Origin of the sequence: Aeromicrobium sp. Leaf291 (assembly GCF_001423365.1) — a bacterium.
In the GTDB taxonomy this organism is placed as follows: Bacteria; Actinomycetota; Actinomycetes; order Propionibacteriales; family Nocardioidaceae; genus Aeromicrobium.
This window is the reverse complement of sequence record NZ_LMNM01000002.1, coordinates 252,129-275,681: the sequence shown is the minus strand read 5'-3', so window position 1 is coordinate 275,681 and position 23,553 is coordinate 252,129. Positions and strand designations below refer to the sequence as shown.

At 71.6% G+C, this 23,553-nt stretch carries 23 protein-coding genes; 7 read left to right on the top strand and 16 right to left on the bottom strand.

Annotated features, from left to right (window positions below; translation table 11 throughout):
• Positions 1-67 precede the first annotated feature (67 nt).
• Complete coding sequence (locus ASF35_RS11110) at positions 68-1,165, bottom strand: 3-isopropylmalate dehydrogenase (protein WP_055967191.1); 1,098 nt, start codon at positions 1,163-1,165, stop codon at positions 68-70.
• A gap of 541 nt (positions 1,166-1,706) precedes the next feature.
• Here ASF35_RS11110 and ASF35_RS11105 point away from each other — a divergent pair.
• Positions 1,707-2,270: an O-methyltransferase gene (locus ASF35_RS11105; RefSeq protein WP_055967188.1), complete on the top strand. Its 564-nt coding sequence runs from the start codon at positions 1,707-1,709 to the stop codon at positions 2,268-2,270.
• Here the strand turns inward: ASF35_RS11105 and ASF35_RS11100 are convergent.
• Positions 2,251-2,925: a YitT family protein gene (locus ASF35_RS11100; RefSeq protein WP_055967186.1), complete on the bottom strand. Its 675-nt coding sequence runs from the start codon at positions 2,923-2,925 to the stop codon at positions 2,251-2,253. The genes ASF35_RS11105 and ASF35_RS11100 overlap by 20 nt on opposite strands.
• A gap of 260 nt (positions 2,926-3,185) precedes the next feature.
• On the opposite strand from ASF35_RS11100, the gene ASF35_RS11095 reads away from it, so the two are divergent.
• Positions 3,186-4,616 carry a PLP-dependent aminotransferase family protein gene (locus tag ASF35_RS11095; RefSeq protein WP_055967184.1) on the top strand — a complete coding sequence of 477 codons (1,431 nt, stop codon included), beginning with the start codon at positions 3,186-3,188 and terminating at the stop codon, positions 4,614-4,616.
• A 55-nt stretch (positions 4,617-4,671) separates the two neighbouring features.
• On the opposite strand, the gene ilvC is transcribed toward ASF35_RS11095, so the two are convergent.
• From ilvC to ASF35_RS11060, 7 genes are all read right to left on the bottom strand, one after another.
• Positions 4,672-5,697: a ketol-acid reductoisomerase gene (gene ilvC / locus ASF35_RS11090; RefSeq protein ID WP_055967181.1), complete on the bottom strand. Its 1,026-nt coding sequence runs from the start codon at positions 5,695-5,697 to the stop codon at positions 4,672-4,674.
• A 38-nt stretch (positions 5,698-5,735) separates the two neighbouring features.
• Positions 5,736-6,269: an acetolactate synthase small subunit gene (ilvN, locus tag ASF35_RS11085; RefSeq protein WP_055967178.1), complete on the bottom strand. Its 534-nt coding sequence runs from the start codon at positions 6,267-6,269 to the stop codon at positions 5,736-5,738.
• Complete coding sequence (locus ASF35_RS11080; RefSeq protein WP_055967176.1) at positions 6,269-8,056, bottom strand: acetolactate synthase large subunit; 1,788 nt, start codon at positions 8,054-8,056, stop codon at positions 6,269-6,271. The genes ilvN and ASF35_RS11080 overlap by 1 nt, the downstream gene beginning before the upstream one ends.
• Before the next feature lie 360 nt (positions 8,057-8,416).
• Complete coding sequence (locus tag ASF35_RS11075; RefSeq protein ID WP_055967174.1) at positions 8,417-9,439, bottom strand: hypothetical protein; 1,023 nt, start codon at positions 9,437-9,439, stop codon at positions 8,417-8,419.
• A 130-nt stretch (positions 9,440-9,569) separates the two neighbouring features.
• Complete coding sequence (locus ASF35_RS11070; protein WP_055967171.1) at positions 9,570-11,042, bottom strand: SDR family NAD(P)-dependent oxidoreductase; 1,473 nt, start codon at positions 11,040-11,042, stop codon at positions 9,570-9,572.
• A gap of 1 nt (position 11,043) precedes the next feature.
• Complete coding sequence (gene ilvD / locus ASF35_RS11065) at positions 11,044-12,762, bottom strand: dihydroxy-acid dehydratase (protein ID WP_055967170.1); 1,719 nt, start codon at positions 12,760-12,762, stop codon at positions 11,044-11,046.
• A gap of 42 nt (positions 12,763-12,804) precedes the next feature.
• Complete coding sequence (locus tag ASF35_RS11060) at positions 12,805-13,404, bottom strand: hypothetical protein (protein WP_055967167.1); 600 nt, start codon at positions 13,402-13,404, stop codon at positions 12,805-12,807.
• A gap of 112 nt (positions 13,405-13,516) precedes the next feature.
• Between ASF35_RS11060 and ASF35_RS11055 the strand changes: the two genes are divergently transcribed.
• Entirely contained in the window at positions 13,517-14,104 is a 588-nt protein-coding gene (locus ASF35_RS11055; protein WP_055967164.1) for a Pycsar system effector family protein, read from the top strand.
• On the opposite strand, the gene ASF35_RS11050 is transcribed toward ASF35_RS11055, so the two are convergent.
• A complete protein-coding gene (locus ASF35_RS11050; protein WP_055967161.1) occupies positions 14,098-14,778 on the bottom strand; it encodes a SatD family protein in 681 nt (226 codons plus the stop codon). The genes ASF35_RS11055 and ASF35_RS11050 overlap by 7 nt on opposite strands.
• Before the next feature lie 56 nt (positions 14,779-14,834).
• Here ASF35_RS11050 and ASF35_RS11045 point away from each other — a divergent pair, with 56 nt between their 5' ends.
• Together ASF35_RS11045 and ASF35_RS11040 are read left to right on the top strand one after the other, a co-directional pair.
• Positions 14,835-15,686 carry a RimK family alpha-L-glutamate ligase gene (locus tag ASF35_RS11045; protein WP_055967157.1) on the top strand — a complete coding sequence of 284 codons (852 nt, stop codon included), beginning with the start codon at positions 14,835-14,837 and terminating at the stop codon, positions 15,684-15,686.
• A gap of 84 nt (positions 15,687-15,770) precedes the next feature.
• Positions 15,771-16,667 (top strand): alpha/beta fold hydrolase, encoded by an 897-nt coding sequence (locus ASF35_RS11040; protein WP_055967154.1) that lies wholly within the window; start codon positions 15,771-15,773, stop codon positions 16,665-16,667.
• A 12-nt stretch (positions 16,668-16,679) separates the two neighbouring features.
• On the opposite strand, the gene ASF35_RS11035 is transcribed toward ASF35_RS11040, so the two are convergent.
• Genes ASF35_RS11035 through gatC form a run of 4 tightly spaced genes read right to left on the bottom strand, consistent with a single transcriptional unit; the run spans position 16,680 to position 20,706 of the window.
• Positions 16,680-17,339, bottom strand: a complete 660-nt coding sequence (locus tag ASF35_RS11035) for a vancomycin high temperature exclusion protein (protein WP_055967151.1) — start codon at positions 17,337-17,339, stop codon at positions 16,680-16,682.
• Positions 17,340-17,378: 39 nt separating this feature from the next.
• On the bottom strand, positions 17,379-18,914 hold the full coding sequence (gene gatB / locus ASF35_RS11030) for an Asp-tRNA(Asn)/Glu-tRNA(Gln) amidotransferase subunit GatB (protein ID WP_055967148.1): 1,536 nt from the start codon (positions 18,912-18,914) through the stop codon (positions 17,379-17,381).
• Entirely contained in the window at positions 18,911-20,407 is a 1,497-nt protein-coding gene (gene gatA, locus ASF35_RS11025; protein WP_055967144.1) for an Asp-tRNA(Asn)/Glu-tRNA(Gln) amidotransferase subunit GatA, read from the bottom strand. Before gatA ends, gatB begins: the two co-directional genes overlap by 4 nt.
• Positions 20,407-20,706 carry an Asp-tRNA(Asn)/Glu-tRNA(Gln) amidotransferase subunit GatC gene (gene gatC, locus ASF35_RS11020; RefSeq protein ID WP_055967141.1) on the bottom strand — a complete coding sequence of 100 codons (300 nt, stop codon included), beginning with the start codon at positions 20,704-20,706 and terminating at the stop codon, positions 20,407-20,409. The genes gatA and gatC overlap by 1 nt, the downstream gene beginning before the upstream one ends.
• 89 nt (positions 20,707-20,795) lie before the next feature.
• On the opposite strand from gatC, the gene ppk2 reads away from it, so the two are divergent.
• Both ppk2 and ASF35_RS11010 read left to right on the top strand, forming a co-directional pair.
• Entirely contained in the window at positions 20,796-21,692 is an 897-nt protein-coding gene (gene ppk2 / locus ASF35_RS11015) for a polyphosphate kinase 2 (RefSeq protein ID WP_200914534.1), read from the top strand.
• A 100-nt stretch (positions 21,693-21,792) separates the two neighbouring features.
• On the top strand, positions 21,793-22,521 hold the full coding sequence (locus ASF35_RS11010) for a cutinase family protein (RefSeq protein WP_055967137.1): 729 nt from the start codon (positions 21,793-21,795) through the stop codon (positions 22,519-22,521).
• Positions 22,522-22,525: 4 nt separating this feature from the next.
• On the opposite strand, the gene ASF35_RS11005 is transcribed toward ASF35_RS11010, so the two are convergent.
• Together ASF35_RS11005 and ASF35_RS11000 are read right to left on the bottom strand one after the other, a co-directional pair.
• The gene (locus ASF35_RS11005; RefSeq protein WP_055967135.1) at positions 22,526-23,311 is read right to left on the bottom strand and encodes a hypothetical protein; all 786 of its coding nucleotides are present in this window, start codon (positions 23,309-23,311) and stop codon (positions 22,526-22,528) included.
• Positions 23,308-23,553: a DUF1272 domain-containing protein gene (locus tag ASF35_RS11000; RefSeq protein ID WP_055967132.1), complete on the bottom strand. Its 246-nt coding sequence runs from the start codon at positions 23,551-23,553 to the stop codon at positions 23,308-23,310. Before ASF35_RS11000 ends, ASF35_RS11005 begins: the two co-directional genes overlap by 4 nt.

Here is a 23,553-nt window from a genome sequence, read left to right as displayed (position 1 = left end):
TCCGGGGTCGAGGGGGCACGGCCCCTCGGGGCCCCCGTGGGGTCCCCGACGGGGCTCGCGGTGGGGGTCAGCCCACCGCTACGCCCTCGGCCGCTGCCGCGCTGGCGCGCGCGGCGATGGCCTCCCCCACCTCCTCGGTGCTGCGCGGGGCGGCGTCGTGGGCACCCGCCCCACGAGCAGCGATGTCGGCCTCGACGGCCTGGCTGACCTGGTGGGCGGCCTCGGGGTGGCCGAGGTGCTCGAGCAGCAGCGCGCCCGACAGGATGGCCGCCGTCGGGTCGGCCTTGGACTGACCCGCGATGTCGGGTGCGGACCCGTGCACCGGCTCGAACATGCTCGGAGCCGTGCGGTCGGGGTTCACGTTGCCGCTCGCCGCCAGGCCGATGCCACCGGTGACCGCGGCCGCGAGGTCGGTGAGGATGTCGCCGAACAGGTTGTCGGTGACGATCACGTCGAAGCGCCCCGGGTCGGTCACGAGGAAGATCGTGGCGGCGTCGACGTGCAGGTAGTCGACACTCACCTCCGGGAACTCCCGGCCGACCGCGTCGACGGTGCGGCTCCAGAGGTGACCGGCGTGCACGAGCACGTTGTTCTTGTGCACGAGCGTGAGCTTCTTGCGCGGACGCGCCTGCGCTCGGGCGAACGCGTCTCGCACGACGCGCTCCACGCCGAAGGCGGTGTTCACGCTCACCTCGGTCGCCAGCTCGTGCGGCGTGCCCACGCGGATGGCCCCGCCGTTGCCGACGTACGGCCCCTCGGTCCCCTCGCGCACGACCACGAAGTCGATCGGTCCGCGGTCGGTGACCTGGGGTCCGAGCGGCGTGGGAACGCCGGGGTACAGCGTGCTGGGCCGCAGGTTGACGTAGTGGTCGAGCTCGAAGCGCAGCCGCAGCAGCAGTCCTCGCTCGAGCACGCCCGACGGGACGCTCGGATCGCCCACGGCGCCGAGCAGGATCGCGTCGTGGCCGCGGATCTCCTCCAGCACCGCGTCCGGGAGGGTCTCCCCGGTGGCGTGGTATCGGCGCGCACCCAGGTCGTACTCGACCGTGTCGAACGACAGGTCGTGCTGGGCCGCCACGGCGCGCAGCACCGTGAGGGCCTGGGTGGTGACTTCGGGACCGATGCCGTCGCCGGGGACGACGGCGAGCGAGTAGGAGCGCGTCATGGCCTCATCCTAGAAGTCGCGTCTCATGATCTGAAACCGCGGTCCCAGAGGATGGACGTCGCGGAGCCGTCATCAGTTGTCGTCGGGACGCTCGGACGGCTCGGCGGCGGGGGTCACGGCGTCGTCGCGCAGGTGGGCAGGTCCCCACTCGATCGGGTAGCTGTTCATGGTCTCTCCTGAGGTCGTGCTGGATCGGACGGACGGGTTCCATCGAGACGATGGGCGGGTCCGGCACCGGTCCGACTGCTCCACGGGCGACGACATCCGGGGGTGATCGGATGGATCAGGAGAGGGAATCAGGTCGTGATCCCCGTGCGAGGCGATTCAAGCCTGCGGCGGAACAGTCGGGCCAAACGCCAAACTCCGCGGCAGGGTGGGCCCTACGAGGCCCTGCCGCGGCAAGCGATGACTACGAGCTGCTTCCGCATGATGGGACCAGAGTACGGCCAGCCACGTCGACCGCAGGGCAGGTTGCCCTGCGTGTCTCGCCCGATGAGACGGCGGAGGTCGGCGCCGCGCGCACGGGTGCCAGACTGGCGAGGTGAGCGCTCCTTCGCAGATCCCCGACCTCGTGGCGCGATCGCTCGACCTCGCCCGGCAGCGGGGGTTCATCACGTCGACCCGCCACGAGACGGGCCGACTCCTGGCGGCGCTCGCCGCGTCTCGCGAGGGCACGCTCGCCGAGCTGGGCACCGGCACCGGCGTCGGCTCGGCCTGGCTGTCCAGCGGCGCACCCAAGGCCGCCAGGATCGTGAGCGCCGAGCTCGATCCCTCCCTCGCGGGCGACGTCCAGAAGATCTTCGCCGACGTCGACAACGTCGAGATCGTCGCGGGCGACTGGTCGACGCTCGAGCAGTACGCCCCGTTCTCGTTGCTGTTCGTCGACGTGCGCGAGGTCATGGAGCAGATCGACGTGCTGGCCGACCTGATGCAGCCCGGCGGCATCGTGGTGCTCGACGACTTCGTGCCGTCGGTCCACTGGCCCCCGATCGTCGACGGTCAGGTCGACGTGGTGCGCGAGCAGTGGCTGACCGACGACCGGTTCGCCGCGGTCGAGCTGCTCATCGACGAGGGCGCGTCCCTCGTCATCGCGACACGTCGTTGACCGGTTCCGGACCAGGCGCCGAGGCGCCGGGCCGCTCGGGCCGGCGCACCTGCGTGAGCGGCAGGAACAGCTGCACCACGGGACCGATCGCGAGCGCGTAGAGCACGGTGCCGACGCCCACGGTGCCCCCGAGGACGAACCCGACCACGAGCACCGTGACCTCGAGGCTGGTCCGCACGAGCCGCACGCTGCGACCGGTGCGCCGCACGATCCCGGTCCAGAGTCCGTCGCGCGGCCCGGTCCCGAGGTCCGCCCCGATGTAGAGGGCCCCGGCGATCCCGTTGCCCACCACGCCGACGAGGAGGAAGCCGACCTGGACGCCGAGCGCGTCGGGCGTCGGGAGCAGGGCGAGCGTCACGTCGACGGCGATGCCGATCAGCACCACGTTGAGCACCGTGCCGATGCCGGGGCGCTGACGCAGCGGGACCCACAGGAGCAGCAGCACCGCACCCACCAGGATCACCACCTGGCCGAACGTGAGGGGCAGGTGATGCGTCAGCCCTTCGTGGAACACGTCCCAGGGGTCGAGGCCGAGACCGGACTCCACCAGCAGGGCCATGGTGGCCCCGTAGAGCCACAGACCGATCACGAGCTGCACCATGCGACGCGTCATCCGCCGCCCTCGAAGGGCGCGAGCGAGGTTCACCGTGGCCATGACCGCATCCTCTCCTGGTCGTCACTGACGAGCGGAGGCGGTCGCAGGCCGAGCCCGTCACCGGCCAGGACACGCATGCCGACCGCCAGCCCCAGAAGAGCCGACGGCACCAGGACGAGGAGGAGCCAGAAGGTGATCATGAGCCGAGCCTGGACCGCAGGTGGCCTGATCGACCAGAGCCACTTCGCGGATCATGGACGCAGCCACTCGAGGTCAAGTGGCCCTTTCGGTCAGGTCCAATCATCCCGCATGCTGGTGGTGTGGACCCCAGCACCTCCGCCTTCCGGCTCGCCGCCATGATCGGGACGTTGCCCGACGGACCGGCCTACCGGAACCTCGCGGACACGATCCGTCTGCTGGTCGTCGACGGCCGCCTGCTCGACGGCACCCGGCTGCCCAGCGAGCGCTCGCTGGCCCAGGCCATGGGGCTGAGTCGCACCACGACGACCCGCGCGTACGACGAGCTGCGTCGCCGTGGCGTGCTCCACTCCCGCCAGGGAAGCGGCAGCGTGCTCCGGGTGCCGACGAGCTCCACCACCGCCAGCAGCCTCATCGTCGATCCCGACGACCCCGACACCATCGCCCTGACCTTCTCCGCCCCCACCGGCCCGTCCGGCCTCACCCGGGCCTTCGGCGCCGCCGCCGAGCAGCTCCCGTCGCTCCTCACGACGTCGGGCTACCTGCCCGACGGACTGCCCGCGCTGCGCGAGGTGATCGCCGAGGGGTACGTCGCCGCAGGGCTGCCGACGGACCCGGACCAGATCATCGTCACCAACGGGGCACAGGGTGCGATCTCGCTGATCGGTCGCACGTTCGGCCGACCCGGTGCCGGTCTGCTCGTGGAAGGCACCAGCTACCCGCACGGCGTCGAGTCGCTGACCGGCTTCGGCTACCGCACCACTCCCCTGCCCATCGGCGAGGACCCGTGGGACGCCGACGCGGCCGCAGCGGCCGCACCCCACGTGGAGGCCGCGTACCTGATCCCCGACTTCCACAACCCCACCGGTGCCGTCATGCCCGTGGAGACACGACTCCGGCTCGCCCACACGCTGCGCCGGCACCAGGTGCTCACGGTCGTGGACGAGTCGATGCGTCGGCTCGACCTCGCCGGGGAGGGGCTGCCCGCGTCGTACGCCGCGCACGACCCGGACGCGATCGTCGTCGACTCCCTGTCGAAGGTCCTCTGGGGTGGGCTGCGGATCGGCTGGATCCGCGCGCCCCGCCGTCACGTGACAGCCCTGCTCCAGTCGCGCATGCGCCACGACCTCGGCACCGCCGCGTTCGACCAGCTCGTGGCCGCCGAGGTGCTCCGCCACGACCAGCACCTGTTCGACGAGGCCGTGGTGCGACTGCGCCGACAGCGCGCCGCCATGGTCGAGGCGCTGGCCGCCCACCTCCCGGACTGGGACGTGCCCGTGCCGCCCGGTGGGCCGAACCTCTGGGTCGGCCTCCCCTCACGCTCGTCGAGCCGGCTCGTCGCCGCGGCCGCGCAGGAGGGGCTGCTGCTCACGCCCGGCCCTCGGTTCACGCTCGGCGCTCCCAGCGCCGGCGAACGTCGGCTCCGGCTGCCCTGCACCTCCGCCGAGCACGTGGGCGTCGAGGCCGTCCAGCGCCTCGCCCGTGCCTGGTCGGCCGTCGTCTCCGGTCGACGCTGCGAGCCGACCGGCACGAGGGTCGACCTCATCGCCTGACGCAGGAAGGCCCCCGTCCGAGGGACGGGGGCCTTCCTGCTGCGAGCTGGGGCGATCAGCGAGCTGCCGAACCCTCGACGTAGTCGTCGTCGGACTGCTTCCACGAGAAGTGGGAGCGCAGCACCTTGCCGGTGGCCTCGATCGGGTGACCGGCCTCCTGCTCGCGCAGGGCGAGGAACTCCGGGGCGCCGGCGTCCTGGTCGTCGATGAAGCGCTTGGCGAACGTGCCGTCCTGGATGTCGGCGAGCACGGCCTGCATGCGCTCCTTGACCGAGGAGTCGACCACACGCGGTCCGGAGACGTAGTCGCCGTACTCAGCGGTGTCGGAGATGCTCCAGCGCTGCTTGGCGATGCCGCCCTCCCACATGAGGTCGACGATGAGCTTGAGCTCGTGCAGCACCTCGAAGTAGGCGATCTCCGGCTGGTAGCCGGCCTCGGTGAGGGTCTCGAACCCGGCCTGCACGAGGTGCGACATGCCGCCGCACAGCACGGCCTGCTCGCCGAAGAGATCGGTCTCGGTCTCCTCGGTGAAGGTCGTCTTGATGACACCGGCGCGGGCGCCGCCGATGGCCTTCGCGTACGAGAGGGCGAGGTCCCAGCCCTGGCCGCTGGCGTCCTGCTCGACGGCGATGATGTCGGGGATGCCGCGGCCGGCGACGAACTCGCGGCGCACGGTGTGGCCGGGAGCCTTCGGCGCCACCAGCAGCACGTCGACACCGGCGGGCGGCTTGATGTAGCCGTACCGGATGTTGAAGCCGTGGCCGAACACGAGCGCGTCGCCGTCGACGAGGTTGGGCTCGATGGACTCGGCGTACACGTGACGCTGCACCTGGTCGGGGGTCAGCACGACGATGACGTCGGCCTCCTCGACGGCGTCGGCGACGCTGAGCACGCGCAGGCCCTCGGCCTCGGCCTTGTCGCGGCTCTTGGAGCCTTCGGCGAGGCCGACGCGGACGTCGACGCCGGAGTCGCGCAGGTTCAGGGCGTGGGCGTGTCCCTGGCTGCCGTAGCCGATGACGGCAACCTGCTTGCCCTGGATGATGCTGAGGTCTGCGTCGTCGTCGTAGAACAACTCGGCCACTGGTATCTCCTCGTGTCGTGGATGGGTTCGTGGGGTGGTCAGGCGCTCTGGTGGCCCGGCACCGTCCGCAGCGTGCGGTCGGTGATGGACCGTGCGCCGCGTCCGATCGCGACGCGACCGGACTGGGCGATCTCGCGGATGCCGAACGGCTCGAGCACGTTGAGCATGGCCGTCAGCTTGCCCGAGTCGCCCGTCGCCTCGATGGTGACGGCATCGGTGGACACGTCGACGACCTTGGCACGGAACAGCTGCACGGTCTCGAGCACCTGTCCACGGGTCTGCGCGTCCGTGCGCACCTTGATGAGCATGAGCTCGCGCTCGACCGCCGACGCCGAGTCCAGCTCGACGATCTTCAGCACGTTCACGAGCTTGTTGAGCTGCTTGGTGACCTGCTCGAGAGGCAGCTCGTCGACGTTGACGACGATCGTCATGCGGGAGATCTCGGGGATCTCCGTGGGCCCGACCGCGAGCGAGTCGATGTTGAACCCGCGCCGCATGAACAGGCTCGAGACGCGGGCCAGGACGCCCGGGGTGTTCTCCACCAGGACGCTGAGCGTGTGCTGCGTTGTCATCAGAGGTCCTCGTCGTCCCACTCGGGCGCCATGTCGCGCGCGATCTTGATGTCGTCGTTGCTCGTGCCGGCCGCGACCATCGGCCAGACCATGGCGTCGCGCTCGACCACGAAGTCGATGACGACGGGGCGGTCGGTGATCGCCATGGCCTCCTTGATGACGGTGTCGAGCTGGTCCTCGCTGTCGCAGCGCAGGCCCACGCACCCGTAGGCCTCCGCGAGCTTCACGAAGTCGGGGATGCGGCGCGCACCGATGGACTCCGGACCGGTGTTGAGGTCGGTGTTGGAGTAGCGACCCTCGTAGAACAGGGTCTGCCACTGGCGCACCATGCCGAGCGAGGAGTTGTTGATGACCGCGACCTTGATCGGGATGCCCTCGATGGCGCAGGTGGCGAGCTCCTGGTTGGTCATCTGGAAGCAGCCGTCGCCGTCGATCGCCCAGACGACCGAGTCGGGCAGCCCGACCTGGGCGCCCATCGCGGCCGGGACGGCATAGCCCATGGTGCCGGCGCCACCGGAGTTCAGCCACTGGCGCGGGCGCTCGAAGTCGATGAAGTGCGTCGACCACATCTGGTGCTGCCCGACCCCGGCCGCGTAGGTGGCGTCGGGTCCGGCGATGGCGCTGATCCGCTCGATGACGGTCTGCGGCGCGAGCCCCTCGGACGGCTTGTCGTAGCCGACCGGGAACCGGCCCTTGGTCGAGAGCATCCGCTCGCGCCAGGGTCCGTACTCCCCCTGCACGCCGGTCTCCTCGGCCTGCTTGCGCAACGTGACCACGAGGTCGGCGATGACCTCGCGGCAGTCGCCGACGATCGGCACGTCGACCTCGCGGTTCTTGCCGATCTCGGCCGGGTCGATGTCGGCGTGGATGACCTTGGCCCCGGGGGCGAACGTGTCGAGGTTGCCCGTGACCCGGTCGTCGAAGCGCGCGCCGAGCGAGATCAGCAGGTCGGACTTCTGCAGCGCTGCCACCGCGGCCACGGTCCCGTGCATGCCCGGCATGCCGAGGTTCAGCTCGTGGGAGTCGGGGAACGCGCCGCGCGCCATGAGCGTGGTGACCACGGGGATCTGCGTCAGCTCGACCAGCATGGCCAGCTCGGCCGCGGCGTCGGCCTTGATGACGCCGCCTCCGACGTAGAGCACCGGCCGCTCGGCGGCCGCGATGAGCCGTGCCGCCTCGCGCACCTGCTTGCCGTGCGGGCGGGTCGTGGGCCGGTAGCCCGGCAGGGCGAGCTCGTTCGGCCAGTGGAACGTCGTCGCGGCCTGCAGCGCGTCCTTCGCGATGTCGACGAGCACCGGCCCCGGACGTCCGGTGCCCGCGATGTGGAAGGCCTCGGCGACCACGCGCGGGATCTCGGCGGGGTCGGTGACCAGGTAGCTGTGCTTGGTGATCGGCATCGTGATGCCGCGGATGTCGGCCTCCTGGAAGCCGTCGGTGCCGATGAGGCTCGACGACACCTGACCGGTGATCGCGACGACCGGCACGGAGTCCATGTAGGCGTCGGCGATGGCCGTCACGAGGTTCGTGGCACCCGGGCCCGAGGTCGCCATGCAGACGCCGACGCGGCCGGTGACCATGGCGTACCCCTGCGCGGCATGCCCGGCGCCCTGCTCGTGACGCACCAGAACGTGCCGGATGCTCGAGTCGAACAGCGGGTCGTAGGCAGGCAGGATCGCACCGCCGGGGATGCCGAAGATGACCTCGACGCCGGCGTGCTCGAGGGAGCGGACGAGGCTCTGCGCACCCGTCAGCGTCTCGGTGCTCGGCCTCGTGACCTGTTCCGTCATCGGTCGTTCCTCGCTTCGGTCCACGGTTCTCGGGTGTTCTGGGCTGGGTGTTCCGGGTGGTGGTCGTGCTGCCGGCGGTCGCTCGTGACGCCGACCCGACGGTGTCCTCGCATGAAAAAACCCTCCGGCCAATGATGGCGTACGGAGGGTGACGCGAGACGGCGGGTCGTCGCGTCAGACATCTACTACGAGCAGCATGGCGTGCACCGTCCCAGTCTCGCCCTCGCCCGGGGCGTGGTCAAGTACTGAGACGCGACGTACCAGCATCCGGACTGGTCCCTCTTCCGCCCACGGCCCGGAACCCCCGCCGGGCCCTCTTCCACCCACGGCCCGGAACCCCCGGCCGGGGGCGGCACCGCGTCAGCGGACCTTGCGCGTCGTCGTGCGCACCGTGGCCTTGGCGTAGCCCGGGGCGGTGGCGACCACGCGGACGCTCACCCGGTCACCGCGGAGCTTCTTGCGCAGCGTCAGGCGAGGGCTGGTCGTGGTCGCCACCCGACGACCGTCGGCGTACCAGACGTGGGTGACCTTGGTCCCCGGCGCGGCCCAGCACCGCGACCGACTGGCGACGAGGGTGCGGCCGACCTTGGCCTTGCCGGTCAGGGTGACCCGCGAGCACGGGGCGTTGCGGCCCTGCACGACCACCGCGGTGCTCGCGCTCGTGTCGTTCGACGTGGTCGTGTTGGGCAGGTCCACCCCGACGCGGACCGAGAGCGAGCGCCCGAGCTGGCTCGCCGTGGGCGCGAAGGTGCGATCCGTGGCCCCGGCGACGGGCCTGCCGTCGGCGAGCCACTGGAAGGTGAACAGGTCGTCGGTGACCGGCATCGGTCCACCGAACCAGTCGTCCTCGACCGTCCACTCCTGCGGGTCCGCCGTGAGCGTCCATCCCACCTTCGGCGTGCCCTTGACGTAGGGCCGCCAGGTGGCGGTGGCTCGGCGCGGGAGGTTGCTGCCGTCGAACCGGACGACGTCGAGTCCGTCGAGGTCACGACCCGCACGGACGTCCACGACCGTGGCCTCGTCCTCGCGCAGCGTCCCGCCGAGCCACATGGCGGGGATGCCCGACCTCTCCTCGGCCGGGACGGCGCGGATCCGGTAGCGGCCGTCACGGACGCCGGCCAGTCGGTAGGAGCCGTCGCTCGCGACAGCGGTGTCGACCTGGTCACCGGCACCGTCGACGGGGACGGCCGTGACCGTCCACGGCGTGGCGTCCCAGGCGCTGCCGTCGGCCTGGACGAGCCGTCCCGCAAGGTTTGCCCCGGAGTCGTCGGCCGCCGCGGGGCCAGCCACCAGCGCCACTGCCACGAGGACGGGTGCGACCACGACCACGACCACCCGACCCAGGCGTCCGACGCCCCGACCGAACCTCGACCTGCTCGACATGGCGGCCCTCCCCTGCTCTCCGCTCTTGGAGAGTAGGGCGCCCCAGGACGCTGACGCCGCTCCGCGGATCTTTCCGGGACCAAAGCCGGCGAAGTCCATGACCTAGGTCAAGTGGACCGTCCGGCCACGCTCACCAGGGTGAGACGTCGTAGTCCTTGAGGAAGACGCCGTGCACGTCCTCGCCCGCCTCGCCCCGCACGATCGGGTCGTACACGCGCGCCGCACCGTCGACCAGGTCGAGGGGAGCCTTGAAGCCCTCCTCCGCCAGGCGGACCTTCGTGGTGTGCGGCCGTTCGTCGGTGATCCAGCCGGTGTCGACCGCGGTCATGAGGATGCCGTCGGACTCCAGCATCTCGCCCGCGCTCGTGCGCGTGAGCATGTTGAGCGCGGCCTTGCTCATGTTCGTGTGGGGGTGCCCGGGTCCCTTGTACCGCCGGGAGAACTGTCCTTCCATCGCCGAGACGTTCACGACGTACGTGCGCCGCGCGGGAGAGGCCGCGAGCGCAGGCCGCAGGCGGCTGATCAGCAGGAACGGCGCCGTCTGGTTGCACAGCTGGACCTCGAGCAGCTCCAGCGCGTCGACCTCCGAGACGGTCTGCACCCAGCTGTTCGTGTCGACGACGTCGGGCACCAGTCCCCCGGCGTCGATCCGGCTGAGGTCGGCCGACCCCGCGGTGAGCGCCTGCTCCAGACGATGGGTCCGCTCGGTGAGCGCGTCCGCCGTCGAGGCGTCGCCGGCCAGCACGGGGTGCGACTCGACCGAGCCGACGAGTGCGGCGGGGTGCAGGTCGCTCGTGTGGCCGAACGTGACGAGCTCCGGTCCGCCTGTCTCGTAGGTCAGCCCGGGCGGGAGCGGGGCGTCCTCCGCCTCGGCCAGAGGACCGTACGCGCCCGGCGACCGACGGACGGTCTGCGCCGCGTTGTTGATGAGGATGTCGAGGTGACCACGGGACGCGAGGTCGTCGGCCAGCCCGACCACCTGTGCCGGGTCACGCAGGTCGATGCCCACCACGCGGAGCCGGTGCATCCAGTCGGCGCTGTCGGGCAGCCCGGCGAATCGCCGCACCGCGTCGCGCGGGAACCGGGTCGTGATCGTGGTCTCGGCGCCGTCGCGCAGCAGCCGCAGCGCGATGTACATGCCGATCTTCGCGCGACCGCCGGTCAGCAGCGCCCGACGCCCCGTGAGGTCGGTGCGCGCATCACGCTTGGCGTGGCTCAGGGCCGCGCAGTCCGGGCACAGCTGGTGGTAGAACGCGTCGACCAGCGTGAACTTGCGCTTGCAGATGTAGCAGCCTCGAGGCACCTGCAGGACCCCGGCGGTCGCACCCCGGGCCGTCGAGGTGAGGGTGAGGCCCGCGGTCTCGTCGTCGATGCGCTGGGCCGACCCGGTGGCCGTCCTCTCGACGACCTCGCGGTCCGCCGCGGCCACCGCGTCGCGCTTGGCCTTGCGTCGCTGCTTCTTGACGTCCTTGTAGAACGCCCCGCACGCACGCCGCAGCGCCACGTACGCCTCGTCCTCCTCGGTGAGGAACTGGGCGTCGCCCAGCACCCTGAGCGCGGTGGCGAGCTCGTCGTCGCTGAACCGACGATCCGGAACCGGCACGTCAGCCGGTGACGGCGCCGTGCGCCGCGGAGCTGACGAGCTTGCGGTACTTGGCGAGCACGCCCGACGTGTACTTGGGGGCCATGGGCTCCCACCCGACCTTGCGCCGCTCGAGCTCGTCGTCGTCGATCTCGACCTCGAGCGTCCGGTTGGCCACGTCGAGCGTGATCGGGTCGCCGTCGGCCACGAAGGCGATCGGTCCGCCGTCGACCGCCTCGGGCGCCACGTGCCCGACGCACAGGCCGGTCGTTCCGCCGGAGAACCGACCGTCGGTGAGCAGCAGGACGTCCTTGCCCAGGCCGGCGCCCTTGATGGCGCCGGTGATCGCGAGCATCTCGCGCATGCCCGGTCCGCCCTTGGGGCCCTCGTTGCGGATGACCACGACGTCGCCGGCGGTGATCGTGCCGTCCTCCAGCGCGTCCATGGCGGCGCGCTCACCGTCGAAGACCCGGGCGGTCCCGGAGAACACGTCGGAGTCGAAGCCGGCGCTCTTGACCACGGCGCCCTCGGGGGCCAACGAGCCGCGCAGGATCGTGAGGCCGCCGGTCTTGTGGATCGGTGCGTCGAGCGGGCGGATGATGTCGCCGTCCAGGCCCAGGTCGATGTCAGCCAGGTTCTCGGCCATGGTGCGACCGGTGACCGTCATGACGTCGCCGTGCATGAGCCCTGCGTCGAGCAGCGCCTTCATGATGACGGGGATGCCGCCGACCTTGTCGACGTCGTTCATGACGTAGCGGCCGAACGGCTTGAGGTCGCCCAGGTGCGGCACCTTGTCGCCGACCCGGTTGAAGTCGTCGAGCGTGAGGGGCACGCCTGCCTCGCGGGCGATCGCCAGCAGGTGCAGCACGGCGTTGGTGGAGCCGCCGAGCGCCATCACGACGGTGATGGCGTTCTCGAACGCCTCGAGCGTCATGATGTCGCGCGCGGTGATGCCGCGACGCAGCAGCTCCACGACGGCCTCGCCGGACTTCTCGGCGTAGTCGTCGCGTCGGCGGTCGGGTGCGGGCGGTGCGGCCGAGCCGGGCAGGCTCATGCCCAGCGCCTCGGCGGCCGACGCCATCGTGTTGGCGGTGTACATGCCGCCGCACGCGCCCTCGCCCGGGCAGATCGCCCGCTCGATGCGGTCGACCTCCTCACGCGTGATGAGACCGCGCATGCACGCGCCGACGGCCTCGAAGGCGTCGATGATCGTGACGTCCTTGCCGTCGACGTTGCCCGGCATGATCGAGCCCGCGTACAGGAAGACGCTCGAGAGGTCGAGCCGGGCCGCCGCCATGAGCATGCCGGGCAGGCTCTTGTCGCAGCCGGCCAGGAGCACGGAGCCGTCGAGACGCTCGGCCATCATGACCGTCTCGACGGAGTCGGCGATCACCTCACGGCTCACGAGGGAGAAGTGCATGCCCTCGTGACCCATGCTGATCCCGTCGGAGACGCTGATGGTTCCGAACTCGAGCGGGTACCCGCCGGCGGCGTGCACGCCCGTCTTGACCGACTTGGCCAGCCGGTCGAGCGAGAGGTTGCACGGGGTGATCTCGTTCCAGGACGAGGCCACGCCGATCTGCGGCTTCGGCCAGTCGTCGTCGCCCATGCCGACCGCGCGCAGCATCCCGCGCGCGGCGGTCTTCTCGAGACCGTCGGTGACGTCGCGGCTACGGGGCTTGATGTCGACACCGGGCTCAGGCGTCGGGGCGGGACGGCGTTCGGGGGTCTCGCTGGGCATGGGGTGATCCTACGACCGGGCCGCGCGACCCCGTCCCGTGCGTCAGGGCGAGGGCTCGTCGCAGCGGGCCAGCAGCCGAACGGCGACGGCTCGCAGTCGGTCCTCGTCGTCGCGGCGGGCCACCTGCAGGCGCGCACTCATGGCCTGGGGCGTGATGCCCAGCTGCTCGGCGGCCGCTCGTTGCGTGTCGTGCCGTCGCACCACGTCGACCGCCTCCTGGCCGTCCGGCGACCGGTCCGCGACGAGCCGGCCCAGCACCTGCAGGACGGTCTCGGCGTCGAGGGCGTCCTGCGGGTCACGGCCCTCGCCCGCCTCCAGCGCCACGCCCGCGGTGCACCGGGCCGCTCGTTCGACCGCGACCCGAGCCGCGAGGAGCGCCGGACCCCGAGCCGCACGGACGGAGGTCGGCGTCGGCACGTCCACGTCCCCGACCCCCACCCCGATCCACCAGCGTCCGGTGCCCGCCACCTGCGTGACCACCTCGACGGCGACGGCCGGCGCCGCGACGAGGCCCTGGACCTCGTCGCCCACGGTGCGCTCGAACGCGCGCACGGTCTCGACGTGGGCCAGGGCGTCGAGGAGCTCCGGCACCCCGTCGCGGGACCGTCGGCTCCCCCGCTGGTCGATGGTCAGGGCGAACATCGGACGATGGTATCAAGCCACATGCGTTGATTCCACCGAATCAAGCCCTGAGGATTGACCCGTCGAGTCGATGTCGCCGTCTCGTGGCACGATGGCGCGCGAGGACCATGACATGACCGATGCCACCGACGACGTCAGCCGACCTGCGGCTGCTGACGACGGACCCCCGTCCGGGGACGTCGCCGCTCCCGCCGACGACCGAGCAGTCGGGACGGGCCCGCTCGAGGTCGAGCTCAGCATCCTCGCCGAGGCGCGCAACGAGGTGGGCGCTGCCGACCACAAGGCCTCGATGGTGCTCGCCGTCCTCGGCATCGGCTTCGGCGCCCTGCTCGCAGGTCTGCTGGCCCGCGACTGGAGCCCGGCGGAGCTCGAGCCTTTCGGGCGCGTCGTCTGGACCGTCGGCGCGCTGCTCGCCGGGGGGTCCGTGGCCGCTGCCGCGTGCGCGGTCTGGCCGCGCTTCACCGTTCCCCCGCCGTCGGCGCACGTGTACTACTGGGGCCACGTGGCGGCCTTCGCCTCCCGCGAGGACCTGGACGAGACCCTCGACGCCCATCCCCCGACACTGCCCGCCCGCACCCGGCACCAGCTGTACGAGCTGTCGCGGATCGTGGCCCGCAAGTACCACTGGGTGAGGGTCGCGATGCGCCTCGCGGGTGCCTCGGTGCCGTTCTTCCTGCTCGCCGCCCTCACCGGCTACTGAGCGTCGGGGCCGTCCACAGCCCCCTGGAGCAGCAGTGCGTGGGCGTGCAGCACGGCGTAGGCACCGCTGCGCCGCAGGTTCTGCGACACCGCGGAGGGACTGATGCCCTCCTGCTCGGCCAGCTCGGCCTGCGTGCGTCCGTCGAGCACGCCGCGCAGGAGGCGACGCGAACGCACCGGCATGCTCGTCACGATCTCGTCGCGCAGCAGCAGGAAGGCGTCGACGTGCGCCTGGTCGGGGCGGTCCGGGTCGGCCGGCGCGTCCTCCGCGACGACGAACCAGGTGCGCAGCGTCCGGTCCCGCAGGGTCTCGCGCGCCTTCGCCTCGTTGATGGCGTCGCGCGCCGCCCACCATCCAGGGCCGTCCTGAAGCAAGCCGACCGCACCCTCCCCGAGGTGCTGCACCGAGCCCACGCCGATCCCCGCCCGCGCGTCGAGCTCTCGAGGCAGCTCGAGGCGGAGGAGCAGGGTGGCCCGCAGGGCCTCCTCGACCGTGCGGTACCGGGCCTGGGCCTCATCACCCAGTGTCGGCTCGAGGGGTTGCTCGGCAGGTACCGCGTCGTTGACCGCCGCTAGGGCCTGCGTGAACACCCGGTGCACCCAGGCGCGATCACCGTGGCGACGCGACCCGACGAGGTCCACGATCACCGTCACCCGCGTGTGAACCTCGACCATGGAGATAAGCATATGCGTTCAGGTAAGACAGAACCTGGACCTGGCAGGATGGGGTGATGCGCATCGCTTGGGCCTGCGGGGCCGACTTCCGCGAGGTCGATGCCGACCTCCCCCTGCTCACCGCCGCCGTCGCGGAGGTCGGGATCGACGCCGAGACCGCCGTCTGGGACGACCCCGACGTCGACTGGGGCTCCTACGACCTCGTGGTCGTGCGCTCGTGCTGGGACTACGTCCCGCGGCGCGAGGCGTTCCTCGCCTGGGCCGACAGCGTGCCTCGGCTGGCGAACCCGGCCGGCGTGCTGCGCTGGAACACCGACAAGACGTACCTGCGGCAACTCGTCGAGGCCGACGTGGCCGTGGTCGAGACGGCCTGGTCCGTCCGGTCCGCCGAGGCGTTGCCCGAGGCCGACGAGTGGGTCGTGAAGCCGACCATCTCCGCCGGATCCGCCGACACGGCGCGCTGGAGCGACCCCGAGCGGGCCGTCGCCCACAGCCGCAGCCTGCTCGACGCCGGCCGGCCGACCATGGTCCAGCCGTACGTCGCCTCCGTCGACACCGAGGGCGAGACCGGTCTGCTGCTCTTCGGCCCGACGTACTCCCACGCCTTCCGCAAGGGCGCACTGCTCGTGGACGAGGGTGATCCACGCGGGCTGCCCGAGCTGAAGGAGGACATCGCGTCGAGGGACGCCTCACCCGAGCAGGTGGCCTTCGCCGAGCGCGCGGTGTCGGTGGCACGCGACCTGGTGGGCGACGACCTGCTCTACGCCCGGGTGGACGTGGTGACCGGACCCGACGGCGACCTGCGACTCATGGAGCTCGAGCTGACCGAGCCGTCGTTCTTCCTCGACCACACCCCCACCGGCGCGGCGGCGTTCGCGACCGCCCTGCAGCGTCGGCTCGACGCCTAGGGAGTCTGGGGCGACTCGGCCGCGCGGCACCGGTTCCGGCGAACGCGTTGCGGGCGGGGGCCGGAGGAGGCAGGATCGACGCCCGTGACCTCCACTCCCGGACTCGTGCGCTTCTACGACGTGACGAGTGCCGACGGCACGCAACTGAGGGCCTGGACGAACGACGCCGAAGGCCCCACCGTGCTCCTGTGCAACGGGCTGGGGACCAACCCCTACGCGTGGCCCACGCTGCTGCGTCCGGACTGCGGCGTGCGCGTCGTCTCGTGGAACCACCGCGGCGTCGGCGGGTCGGCCCGACCCAAGGACGGCCGGGTCGATCTCGACGCGTACGTGGAGGACGCCCTGGCGGTCATGGACCACGCCGGGATCGAGTCGGCCCCCCTGCTGAGCTGGTCGGCCGGGGTGACCGTGGCCTTCGAGCTGGCCGGACGCCACCCCGACAGGGTGGAGGGGGTCCTCGCCGTCGCGGGCGTGCCGGGCAACACCTTCGGCACGATGCTCGCACCGCTGCACGTCCCGCCGTTCCTGGCCCGCCAGCTGATGGTGGGCCTGGCGCGCATCACCACCGTGACCGGCCACGGCATCGCCCCCCTGACGACCCGGATCCCCTGGACGCGTTCCACCACCAACATCCTGCGTCGCACCCGACTCATCGACCCCGCGGCCGACACCGCGGAGCTGCAGGCGATGGTGAAGGAGTTCTGCACGACCCACCCCGCCTGGTACGCGAAGCTCGCGCTCGGCGTGGCCGAGCACTCCCGCGTCTCGCTCTCCTCGATCGACGTGCCCACCACGTTCGTGTCCGGCCGGTGGGACGTGCTCACGGGCGCGCGCGACATGTACACCGCGTCGCAGGCCGTGAAGCGCTCCCGCTACCGCGAGCTCGACGCCACGCACTTCATCCCGGTCGAGCAGCCCGAGGTCGTGCGCGAGGAGCTGCGGATGCTGCTCGAGCGCATCGACGCATTGCGGGGAGCCTGAGGCCGCACCCGCTCAGGCCGGCTCGTCCGCCCACGAGGCGCGGCCGTCACCGGTGATGGGGATGGCCGGGCCCGGGGTGACCCGGGGCCGCAACGTCGCCTCGCCGAGGCCGCGGACGCGGGCGATCCACTCGCGCGCACGTCGACCGCCCTCGCTGACGACGTAGCCCTCGACGTCGAGACCGGCCGCGACGCCCAGGTCGACCGTCCGTGCCGCGTAGACGCCCTGGGTGACGACGATCGCGTCCTCGACCCCGAACACGTCCCGGGCGCGCCGCATGGTGTGCCACGTGCTGAATCCCGCGTAGTCGGTGAAGACGTCGGCCGCGGGCACGCCGGCCTCGAGCACGGCCAGACGCATCGCGTCGGGCTCGTTGTAGGTGCTGGTGCCGTTGTCGCCCGACAGGAGGATCTTCTCGACGAGGCCCGCGTCGTGGAGGGCCACGGCAGCGCGCACGCGCTCCTCGACGGGCCGTCCGAGCGTGCCGTCCGGATAGACGCCGGCACCCGGAACGATCACGACCTGGGCCGGGCCGAGGTCGTCCACGTCACGGGTCAGGTCGTCGGAGGTCCGACCCACGACCACGAGGTTCGCGACCACCACCGACGAGCCGACGAGCGCGGTGACGGCGAGACCCGCGATCCGGAGGACGCGCGACGTGGACCGGCTCACGGGCCGACGCCGTCCGGAGCGCTCGTCATCGTGACGGGCTCATCCGCCGAGCTTCTCGAGGATCAGCTCGCGCACGCGCCCGGCGTCGGCCTGGCCCCGCATCTCCTTCATGACGGCGCCGATGAGCGCACCGGCGGCCTGCACCTTGCCGTCGCGGATCTTCTGGGCGACGTCGGGGTTGGCCGCGATGGCGGTGTCGACGGCGGCACCGAGCGCGCCGTCGTCGGACACGACCTCGAGCCCGCGCGCGGTCACGACCTCCTCGGGCGTGCCCTCGCCGGCCAGCACGCCCTCCAGCACCTGTCGGGCGAGCTTGTCGTTGACGCGACCGGAATCGATCAGGGCCTGCACGCCCGCGACCTGCTCCGGCGTGACGCCCAGCTCGTCGAGGCCGGTGCCGGACTCGTTGGCGCGGCGCGCCAGCTCGCCGAGCCACCACTTCTTCGCCGACGCCGGGGTGGCCCCGGCCGCGACCGTGGCCACGACGAGCTCCAGCGCGCCGGCGCCCACGGTGTCGCGCATGTCGAGGTCGGTGAAGTCCCACTCCGCCTGCAGCCGCTTGCGTCGCTCGGCCGGCGGCTCGGGCAACGTGCCCCGCAGCTCGTCGACCCAGGCGCGCGACGGCGCGACCGGCGCGAGGTCGGGCTCGGGGAAGTAGCGGTAGTCGTCGGCGTCGGACTTGGGCCGACCCGGCGAGGTGGTGCCGTCGGACTCGTGGAAGTGCCGCGTCTCCTGCAGGATGCTCTGCCCGGCGTCGAGCACGCCCGCGTGCCGAGACACCTCGAAGCGCACCGCCCGCTCGACCGAGCGGAAGGAGTTCACGTTCTTGGTCTCGCTGCGGGTGCCGAGCGTGGACGAGCCAGTGGGCTTGAGCGACAGGTTCACGTCGGCACGCAGCGAACCCTGGTCCATGCGGGCGTCGGAGACGCCGAGCGCCACCATGAGGTCGCGCAGGTGCTGGACGTAGGCGCGTGCCACGAGCGGGGCCCGGTCGGCCGGCACCTCGATCGTGCGGGTGACGATCTCGATCAGCGGGATGCCGGCCCGGTTGTAGTCGAGCAGCGAGTGGTCGGCGCCGTGGATGCGTCCGGTGGCACCGCCGACGTGCAGCGACTTGCCGGTGTCCTCCTCCATGTGGGCGCGCTCGATCTCGATGCGGAACGTCTCCACCCCGCCGTCCGGCAGGGGCACGTCGAGGTCGACGTAGCCGTCGAAGGCGATCGGCTCGTCGTACTGCGACGTCTGGAAGTTCTTCGGCATGTCCGGGTAGAAGTAGTTCTTGCGGGCGAACCGGCACCACTCGGCGATCTCGCAGTTGAGCGCGAGCCCGATGCGGATGGCCGACTCGACCGCCTTGGCGTTCACGACGGGCAGTGCGCCCGGCAGGCCCAGGCAGACGGGGCACACCTGGGTGTTCGGCTCGGAGCCGAACACGGTGGTGCAGCCGCAGAACATCTTCGTGGCGGTGTTCAGCTCGACGTGGACCTCGAGCCCGAGGACCGGGTCGTAGCGCTCGATCGCCTTCTCGAACGGGACGAGCGCCGGTGTGGTCGTGTTGCTGCTCTGGGTGCTCATCGGGTCGCTCCTGCATCGATCTCGCTCAGCTGGGGGGCCGCGACGAGCCGCTCCAGGGCCGCCCCGACGTTGTACAGACGGTCGTCGGCCTGGGCCGGGGCGAGCACCTGCACGCCGACCGGGAGACCCGTGTCGCTCGCGAGCCCGACCGGGAGGCTGAGCCCCGGCACTCCGGCGAGGTTGGCCGGGATGGTGGCGATGTCCTCGAGGTACATGGCCAGCGGGTCGTCGCTCTTCTCCCCCAGGCGCCAGGCCGTGGTGGGAGCGGTGGGCGAGACCAGCACGTCGACCTGCTCGAACGCAGCCGCGAAGTCGCGCGCGACGAGCGTGCGCACCTTCTGCGCCGAGCCGTAGTAGGCGTCGTAGTAGCCGCTCGAGAGGGCGTACGTCCCGAGGATGATGCGGCGCTTGACCTCGTCGCCGAAGCCGGCGTCACGGCTGACGGCCATGACCTGCTCGGCGCTGGGGCCGTCGACGCCGTCGGGCGCGACGCGGACGCCGTACCGCATGGCGTCGAAGCGGGCCAGGTTGCTGGACACCTCGCTCGGCATGACCAGGTAGTAGGCGGCGATGCCGTGCACGAAGCTCGGGCACGAGATCTCGACGACCTCGGCGCCCGCCTTGGCGAGCAGCTCGACGGACTCGTCGAAGCGCTGCTGGACGCCGGGCTGGAAGCCCTCTCCACCGAGCTCCTTCACGACACCGATGCGCAGCCCGGCGACGTCGCCGCGGCGCGCCGCGGCCACGACGTCAGGCGTCGGCGCGTCGATGCTGGTGGAGTCCAACGGGTCGTGTCCGGCGAGCACCTCGTGCAGGAGGGCGGCGTCGAGCACGGAGCGGGCCATCGGGCCGACCTGGTCGAGGCTGCTGGCCATGGCGATGACGCCGTAGCGCGAGACACCGCCGTACGTCGGCTTGACGCCCACGATGCCGGTCATGGCGCCGGGCTGGCGGATGGATCCGCCCGTGTCGGTGCCGAGGGCCAGGGGCGCCTCGTAGCCGGCCACGGCGGCCGCGGACCCGCCGCTGGAGCCGCCGGGGATGCGCTCGGTGTCCCAGGGGTTGCGCGCCGGCTTGTAGGCCGAGTGCTCGTTGGACGAGCCCATGGCGAACTCGTCGAGGTTGGTCTTGCCGAGGATCGGCAGACCCGCGGCACGCAGACGGCTGACGACGGTCGCGTCGTAGGGCGGGACCCAGCCCTCGAGGATGCGCGAACCGGCCGTGGTGGGCTGGCCGACGGTGTTGATGAGGTCCTTCACGGCCACCGGGACGCCGGCGAGGGTCGCCAGCTGCTCGCCCGCTGCGCGCCGCGCGTCGACGTCGGCCGCCGTGGCCAGCGCGCCCTCGGCGTCGACGTGCAGGAAGGCGCCGAGCCGCTCGTCGACGTCGGCGATGCGGTCGAGGTGGGCCTGGGTGACGGCCACGGACGTGAGGGTGCCGTCGACGAGGCCGTCGGCGATCTCGGCGGCCTCGAGCCGGGTGAGGTCGCTCATCACTCCTCCCCGAGGATCTGCGGGACGAGGAAGCGCTGCTCCTCGCTCGCCGGGGCACCGGCGAGGGCCTCGTCGGGCGTCAGACCGGGACGGACCTCGTCGGCACGGAACACGTTGCTGATCGGCACCGGGTGGCTCATCGGCTCGACGTCGTCGGCAGCGGCCTCCTGGACGGCGGCGACGTGGTCGAGGATCGCCGGGAGCTCGGCGCCGAGCCGGTCCAGCTCGTCCTCGCTGAGCGAGATGCGCGCGAGGCTCGCCAGGTGGGCGACGTCCTCACGCGAGATGGCCGACGACATGCGTCTCCCTTGCAGGCTCGGGTGCGGGTACCGACCCATCGTAGTGACGTGTCACCTGGCGTTCACCACGCTCCCCTAGCCTCCCGCTCGTGATCGACACCGTGGCCGCCCAGCACCTCACCGACTTCACCGTCGACGACTCCGACGACGACGACCCCGTGCTCCTGGATCCCTCCGGCGTGCCGGTGGACACCTGGCGCGAGGGCTACCCCTACGGCGAGCGGCTCGACCGCACGACGTACGACCTGGAGAAGCGGCTGCTGCAGATCGAGCTGATCAAGCTGCAGCGCTGGGTGAAGGACACCGGGCAGCGGGTCGTGATGGTGTTCGAGGGACGCGACGCGGCCGGCAAGGGCGGCACGATCAAGCGGTTCACCGAGAACCTCAACCCGCGCGGCGCCCGCGTGGTGGCCCTCGTGAAGCCGACCGAGCGCGAGCAGGGCCAGTGGTACTTCCAGCGCTACGTCCACCACCTGCCGACGACCGGCGAGCTCACGTTCTTCGACCGGTCCTGGTACAACCGCGCCGGTGTCGAGCGCGTGATGGGCTTCTGCACGCCCGACCAGTACACCGAGTTCCTCAAGCAGGCGCCGGCGTTCGAGAAGATGCTCGTCAACGACGGCATCCACGTCGTGAAGTTCTGGTTCTCGGTCTCGCGCGCGGAGCAGCTGACCCGGTTCACCATCCGCCAGATCGACCCGGTGCGGCAGTGGAAGCTCTCCCCCATGGACCTCGCCTCCCTCGACAAGTGGGACGCCTACACCGAGGCCAAGGAGGCGATGTTCCGCAGGACGGACACGAAGCACTCCCCCTGGACCGTCGTGAAGAGCAACGACAAGAAGCGTGCCCGTCTGGAGGCCATGCGCCACGTGCTGCACCGCTTCGACTACCCCGGCAAGGACCACGAGGTCGTCCGCATCCCCGACCCGCTCGTCGTGGGCGCGGCGGCCGACCTCTTCGACCCGGACGACGCCGACGTGGACTGAGTGCCGCTCGTCGGTCGCGCCCGCTGGACAGGCGCGGCCGAGCCGTGGAAGGGCGGAGGCACCCGCGGGTACCTCGTCGGCCGCCTGCCATGCTCGAGGGATGTCCCCCTTCTCCCGCCTGCTGCTGCCCCTGGTCGCCTGCGTCCTCGTGCTGACGGGGTGCTCCGCGGCCGGGAACGACGCACTCCCTGAGGCCACCGACGGGTGCCCCCAGGTGCAGGTCGTCGGGGTCCGTGGGCAGTCGCAGTCGCTCGACAAGAACCGTGGCCTGGGCACCGAGGTCGACGGCGTGGTCACCGACCTCGAGGAGCGGCTGGCAGCGAAGGGCGTGGACGACATCGACGTCGACGCGGTCCGGCACCGCAGCCGTGACGCCTCCGACGTCGACGTCTACGAGGCCGACGTCGACCAGGGCCGACGGCTGCTGGCCCGCCAGCTCACCGCGTCGGTCCGGGACTGCCCGGAGGCACGCCTGGCGGTCGTCGGCTTCAGCCAGGGCGCACAGATCGCCCAGGAGACGCTCGCCGACCGACCCGCCCTCGCCCGTCGCGTCGACGCGCTCGCGCTCATCGGCAGCCCGCGGCACGACCCCGACGCCCCGTTCATCCGCCCGGACCTCCCTGGTTCGGAGGCCACCCTCGACGGCAGCCTGGGCGCTGGTCCGGACCTCGGGGCGCTCGCCGACCGGACGGTGGATGCCTGCCTGACCCGCGACGTCGTGTGCGACGCCGACGGAGGTACTGACTACACCGTGCACAAGACCGGGTACGAGGACGCGGGGATCGCCCGAGAGATCGCGAGCGCGCTGCACCGTCTCGTCCTGCGCTGACGCGTCAGACGAAGTCGCCGTCGCCGCGCCGCGTTGGCAGGACAGCCTGAACTGAGCGCTCGAACCCGCGGCCGTCCCAGACCACGAAGTGCTCGTCGTCAAGCCGCGAGCCGATCGATTCGTCGAGGTAGAACATCGCTCGTCCGGGACCGTCGCCCGGGTGGCGGCACGTGAGCTCGGCGCTCAGCACGTCGGAGTACCACTCAGCCGGCGTGACCACGATCGTGACGGCTGGACCGTCGTTCCAACGCTCGTCGAGGACGAGCCGACCTGGCGTGGACTGGTCGACCTTCCCCTGACTCTCGAGCTCGCGAACGAGGAAGGCCCAGGTCTCCCGCTCCTCGCCCACGTTCGCGCGGGCTTCGGCCAACGATCGCCGCCCTCGGTTGGCCAGGAAGGCCCACAGCGCGAAGGACAGCAGCAGCACGCCGAGCGCGATGTCGACCACGACGTGGAGCTGCCTCCACCACGGCATGTCGAGGGCGCCGGGCACGGTGTAGTGGCCGACGCCGATCAGCCCGCTGCCGGAGTAGAGCGCCAGGCAGACGACGGCCGGCACGAGGCGACGGCGCAGGAACAAGACCAGACCGGAGGTGCCGAGGGCCGTGAAGGTGAACCAGGCCGCGGCGATGAGCGCCGCCGACGGAGTGGGAAGGGTGGCACCGGGTTCGGGCTGCGGGTAGTCGGCGTAGTTCACGACGTTGTCGAGGTAGTGCACCACCGACACCGCGAAGGCGACGGAGACCAGCGCGATCGCTGTTGCCGCCCCCCGCAGACGCGGCTCGCTCACGAGCGGGTCAGGCAGTCGGGCGCGTGCACCCGGATGGTCGAGGGCGGGTGCGCCGCGAGCCTGGAGGGCGACGGGACCGGCCGGCGGACGAGCTCGCCGCCGCAGTTCGGGCACGTGAGGTCGAGCCGGCCCTCGGCGCAGTCGCGGCACCACGTGCACTCGTAGGTGCAGATGAAGACGCCGCGGCTCGTGGGCGCGAGGTCGACGTCGCAGCACTCACAGCTCGGACGAAGCTCCAGCAC

Excerpts from the sequence above, each read along its gene's own strand:
- ASF35_RS11045 (WP_055967157.1), top strand. The coding sequence starts at position 14,835 with ATGCGCATCGCTTGGGCCTGCGGGGCCGACTTCCGCGAGGTCGATGCC.
- ASF35_RS11110 (WP_055967191.1), bottom strand. The coding sequence starts at position 1,165 with ATGACGCGCTCCTACTCGCTCGCCGTCGTCCCCGGCGACGGCATCGGT.
- ASF35_RS11055 (WP_055967164.1), top strand. The coding sequence starts at position 13,517 with ATGACCGATGCCACCGACGACGTCAGCCGACCTGCGGCTGCTGACGAC.
- ASF35_RS11050 (WP_055967161.1), bottom strand. The coding sequence starts at position 14,778 with ATGGTCGAGGTTCACACGCGGGTGACGGTGATCGTGGACCTCGTCGGG.
- ASF35_RS11080 (WP_055967176.1), bottom strand. The coding sequence starts at position 8,056 with ATGACGGAACAGGTCACGAGGCCGAGCACCGAGACGCTGACGGGTGCG.
- ASF35_RS11060 (WP_055967167.1), bottom strand. The coding sequence starts at position 13,404 with ATGTTCGCCCTGACCATCGACCAGCGGGGGAGCCGACGGTCCCGCGAC.
- ASF35_RS11010 (WP_055967137.1), top strand. The coding sequence starts at position 21,793 with ATGTCCCCCTTCTCCCGCCTGCTGCTGCCCCTGGTCGCCTGCGTCCTC.
- ilvD (WP_055967170.1), bottom strand. The coding sequence starts at position 12,762 with ATGCCCAGCGAGACCCCCGAACGCCGTCCCGCCCCGACGCCTGAGCCC.
- ASF35_RS11075 (WP_055967174.1), bottom strand. The coding sequence starts at position 9,439 with ATGTCGAGCAGGTCGAGGTTCGGTCGGGGCGTCGGACGCCTGGGTCGG.
- ASF35_RS11100 (WP_055967186.1), bottom strand. The coding sequence starts at position 2,925 with ATGGCCACGGTGAACCTCGCTCGCGCCCTTCGAGGGCGGCGGATGACG.
- gatA (WP_055967144.1), bottom strand. The coding sequence starts at position 20,407 with ATGAGCGACCTCACCCGGCTCGAGGCCGCCGAGATCGCCGACGGCCTC.
- ilvN (WP_055967178.1), bottom strand. The coding sequence starts at position 6,269 with ATGACAACGCAGCACACGCTCAGCGTCCTGGTGGAGAACACCCCGGGC.
- gatC (WP_055967141.1), bottom strand. The coding sequence starts at position 20,706 with ATGTCGTCGGCCATCTCGCGTGAGGACGTCGCCCACCTGGCGAGCCTC.
- gatB (WP_055967148.1), bottom strand. The coding sequence starts at position 18,914 with ATGAGCACCCAGAGCAGCAACACGACCACACCGGCGCTCGTCCCGTTC.